This window comes from Streptomyces sp. CO7, from assembly GCF_053474865.1.
Genome location: NZ_JBRIOU010000003.1, coordinates 477656 through 481542 on the forward strand (window position 1 = coordinate 477656; position 3887 = coordinate 481542).

Sequence of the window (3887 nt, forward strand, 5' to 3'; positions counted from 1 at the left end):
ACCCCCGCCCCCGCGGCCGTGAACATCGCCGAGAGGCTGTCGCAGTTCAGTGAGCTGTGGTCGCAGAAACGCATCGCCGTGCTCAACGACTACGAGGTAAAGGTCGCCAAGCTTCGGGGGGAGTTCGTATGGCACACCCATGAGGACACCGACGAGCTGTTCCTGGTCGTCGCGGGACGGCTCACGATCCAGCTCCACGACGGCGACGTGGTGCTGGAACCCGGGGAGCTGTTCGTCGTCCCGCGCGGTGTGGAGCACTGCCCCGTGGCCCACGAGGAGACCGCGATCCTCCTGGTCGAGCCTGCCGGAACGCTCAACACCGGTGACGCGGGCGGACCGATGAGCAAGCCGGCGGAGGACCTGGCCTGACGGAGCCTCCTACAGGCCCAGTTCGGCGGCGGTCGGCGGCTGGGCCCCCGGGCGGGTGCAGGTGAGGGCGGCCGCGCGGGCGGCGAGGGCGAGGAGGTCGTGCCAGTCGTCAAGAGTGAGGGCGGCGAGGGCGGCGGGGGAGAGGGCGTCCCGCAGCGCCAGTCCGTGCAGCAGGGCCGCCGTGACGGTGTCGCCCGCGCCGATGGTGTCGGCCACCTCGACCCGCGGCGCGGGCACCGCGACCTCGAGACCGGCGGCGGTGACCACGCCCAGGCCCTCGGCGCCGCGGGTGAGGACCACCGCCCCCGGCCCCGCCGCGGCCCACTCCCGCGGTGTGCCGCCCAGCCAGTCGGCGTCCTCCTCGGACAGCTTCAGCAGCGTGACCGCCGGGAGCCAGGAGCGGAACCGCGCGCGGTACGCGGCGGGGGAGGGGATCAGGCCCGCCCGGATGTTCGGGTCCAGCACGGTGAACAGCCCCCTCGCCGCGCTCGCCAGCAGCAACTCCTCGTACGCGCTCGCCCCCGGCTCCAGCACCAGCGAGCAGGTGCCGAAGGACACCGCCCGGGTCCCCTCCGGCAGCCGCCCGGGCGCCTGGAAGAGCCGGTCCGCGGTGCCCTCGACGTAGAACGAGTACGACGCGGACCCGGAGTCGTCCAGCAGCGCCAGCGCCAGCGTGGTCGGCTCCGTCCCCCGCTGCACCGGCCCGGTGTCCACCCCCGACTCCCGCAGCCCGCCCAGCAGCGCCTCCCCGTACCCGTCCGTGGAGAGGCGCGAGCAGAACGCCACCTCGGCGCCCAGCCGCCCCAGGGCCACCGCGGTGTTGTACGGGCCGCCACCGGGCGCCGGGCGCAACGGCGAGAGCGGCCCACGCTGCTGGGGCACCAGGTCGATCAGGGCCTCACCGGCGACGACGAACACGGGCGGCTCCTTCTGCGGAGGGGACGACGCAAGGCACGACCCGCGCCGGAGGGGCCGACGGGGGCACGGCCCCACGCTCGCACACCACGGGGCCCCCGGTATCGTCTGGCCTGTTCGACCTCCACGCAGACCAGGGGAGCCCCCGCATGTCCGGCAGCGACGACCTCCGCCGACGTACCGTCCTGCGCGGCGCCGCGCTCACCCCCGTCGCCGGCCTGGGACTGGTGGCCTGCGGCGGCGCGGGCAACGGCAACGACTCCTCCGGCGGCGCGGTGGAGCCCGGCGTCGAGCTCGGTGCGGACAGCGACGTCCCCAAGGGCGGCACCAAGCTCTTCGCGAAGCAGAAGGTCGTGGTCAGCCGCGGCGACGACGGTGCGCTCAAGGCCTGGAGCACCGTCTGCACCCACGCCGGCTGCGCCATGACCGAGCTGGACGGCACCACGATCACTTGTGCCTGTCACGGCAGCCAGTTCGACGCCGAAAACGGTCAGGTGGTCAACCCGCCGGCGACGGTTCCGCTCACCGAAGTGCCCGTGAAGGTCGAGAACGGCAAGATCGTCACGGCCCAGGCGTCCTGACACTGCCCCCCAGTAGGGTTGGGGGCATGGCCGACCCCTCCAGCTACCGCCCCCGGCCGGGGGAGATTCCGGACACCCCCGGGGTGTACCGCTTCCGCGACGAGCACCGCCGGGTGATCTACGTCGGCAAGGCGAAGAGCCTGCGCCAGCGGCTGTCCAGCTACTTCCAGGACCTCGCCAACCTGCACCCCCGGACCCGGTCCATGGTCACCACGGCCGCGTCCGTGGAATGGACGGTGGTCTCCACCGAGGTCGAGGCGCTCCAGCTGGAGTACACCTGGATCAAGGAGTTCGACCCCCGGTTCAACGTCAAGTACCGCGACGACAAGAGCTACCCCTACCTCGCGGTGACGATGAACGAGGAGATCCCCCGCGTCCAGGTGATGCGCGGCGCCAAGAAGAAGGGCGTGCGCTACTTCGGCCCCTACGGCCACGCCTGGGCGATCCGCGACACCGTGGACCTGCTGCTGCGCGTCTTCCCGGTCCGCACCTGCTCCGCCGGCGTCTACAAGAACGCCGCCCGCACCGGGCGGCCCTGCCTGCTCGGCTACATCGACAAGTGCTCGGCGCCCTGCGTCGGCCGGATCTCCCCCGAGGACCACCGCGACCTCGCCGAGGAGTTCTGCGACTTCATGGGCGGCCGCACCGGCACCTACGTCCGCCGCCTCGAGCAGCAGATGACGATCGCCGCCGAGGACATGGAGTACGAGCGCGCCGCCCGGCTGCGCGACGACATCGGCGCGCTGCGCAAGGCCATGGAGAAGAGCGCGGTGGTGCTCGCCGACGCCACCGACGCCGACCTGGTGGCGGTCGCCGAGGACGAGCTGGAGGCCGCCGTCCAGATCTTCCACGTCCGCGGCGGCCGCATCCGCGGCCAGCGCGGCTGGGTCACCGACAAGGTGGAGGCCGTCACCACCGGCGACCTCGTCGAGCACGCCCTGCAGCAGCTGTACGGCGAGGAGGCCGGCGACGCGGTCCCCCGCGAGGTGCTGGTCACCGCCCTGCCCGAGCCGCTGGAGCCGGTGCAGGACTGGCTGGCCGAGCGCCGCGGCTCCCACACCTCGCTGCGGGTGCCGCAGCGGGGTGACAAGAAGGCCCTGATGGAGACGGTGACGCGCAACGCCCAGCAGGCGCTCGCGCTGCACAAGACCAAGCGCGCCTCCGACCTGACCACCCGCTCCCGGGCCTTGGAGGAGATCGCCGAGGCGCTCGGACTGGACAGCGCGCCGCTGCGCATCGAGTGCTACGACATCTCCCACCTGCAGGGCGAGGACGTGGTCGCGTCCATGGTCGTCTTCGAGGACGGTCTGCAGCGCAAGAGCGAGTACCGGCGCTTCGAGATCAAGGGGTTCGAGGGGCAGGACGACGTCCGCTCCATGCACGAGGTCATCTTCCGCAGGTTCCGGCGCTACCTGGCCGAGAAGGAGCGCACCGGCGAGTGGGCCGAGGGCGCGGTCGGCGGCGAGGTGACGGCCTCCGTGGCGGAGGAGGACGGCCGGCCGCGGCGCTTCGCGTACCCGCCGCAGCTGGTGGTGGTCGACGGCGGGCGTCCGCAGGTGGCGGCGGCGCGGCGGGCGCTGGACGAGCTGGGCATCGACGACGTGGCCGTCTGCGGGCTCGCCAAGCGGCTGGAGGAGGTGTGGCTCCCCGACGAGGAGGACCCGCTGGTCCTCCCGCGTTCCAGCGAGGGCCTGTACCTGCTGCAGCGGGTGCGGGACGAGGCGCACCGGTTCGCCATCACCTACCAGCGAGGCAAGCGGGCCAAGCGGCTGCGGTCCGGGCCGCTGGACACGGTGACGGGCCTCGGCGAGACGCGCAAGCAGGCGCTGCTCAAGCACTTCGGGTCGGTCAAGCGGCTCCGTGCCGCCACGATCGAGCAGATCCAGGAGGTGCCGGGGATAGGCCGCAAGACGGCGGAGACGGTGGCCGCGGCGCTGGCCGCCGCGGTACCGGGCGGTCCCGCCGTCAACACGGCCACCGGTGAGATCCTGGACGACACCCCGCCGCCGCCCGCGCCCCGCC

4 protein-coding genes are annotated in these 3887 nt (G+C 73.1%); 3 read left to right on the forward strand and 1 reads right to left on the reverse strand.

Going from position 1 to position 3887, the window contains the following annotated elements:
* Window positions 1-369: cupin domain-containing protein (locus ACOV8S_RS12105; RefSeq protein WP_448317781.1), on the forward strand; the 369-nt coding region annotated here is incomplete at its 5' end.
* Between the two features lie 9 nt (window positions 370-378).
* Here the strand turns inward: ACOV8S_RS12105 and ACOV8S_RS12110 are convergent.
* Complete coding sequence (locus ACOV8S_RS12110; RefSeq protein ID WP_448317782.1) at window positions 379-1287, reverse strand: carbohydrate kinase family protein; 909 nt, start codon at window positions 1285-1287, stop codon at window positions 379-381.
* A 146-nt stretch (window positions 1288-1433) separates the two neighbouring features.
* Between ACOV8S_RS12110 and ACOV8S_RS12115 the strand changes: the two genes are divergently transcribed.
* The gene (locus ACOV8S_RS12115) at window positions 1434-1865 is read left to right on the forward strand and encodes a Rieske (2Fe-2S) protein (protein ID WP_448317783.1); all 432 of its coding nucleotides are present in this window, start codon (window positions 1434-1436) and stop codon (window positions 1863-1865) included.
* 26 nt (window positions 1866-1891) lie between these two features.
* The coding region (gene uvrC, locus ACOV8S_RS12120) for an excinuclease ABC subunit UvrC (RefSeq protein ID WP_448317784.1) at window positions 1892-3887 on the forward strand (1996 nt) is incomplete at its 3' end.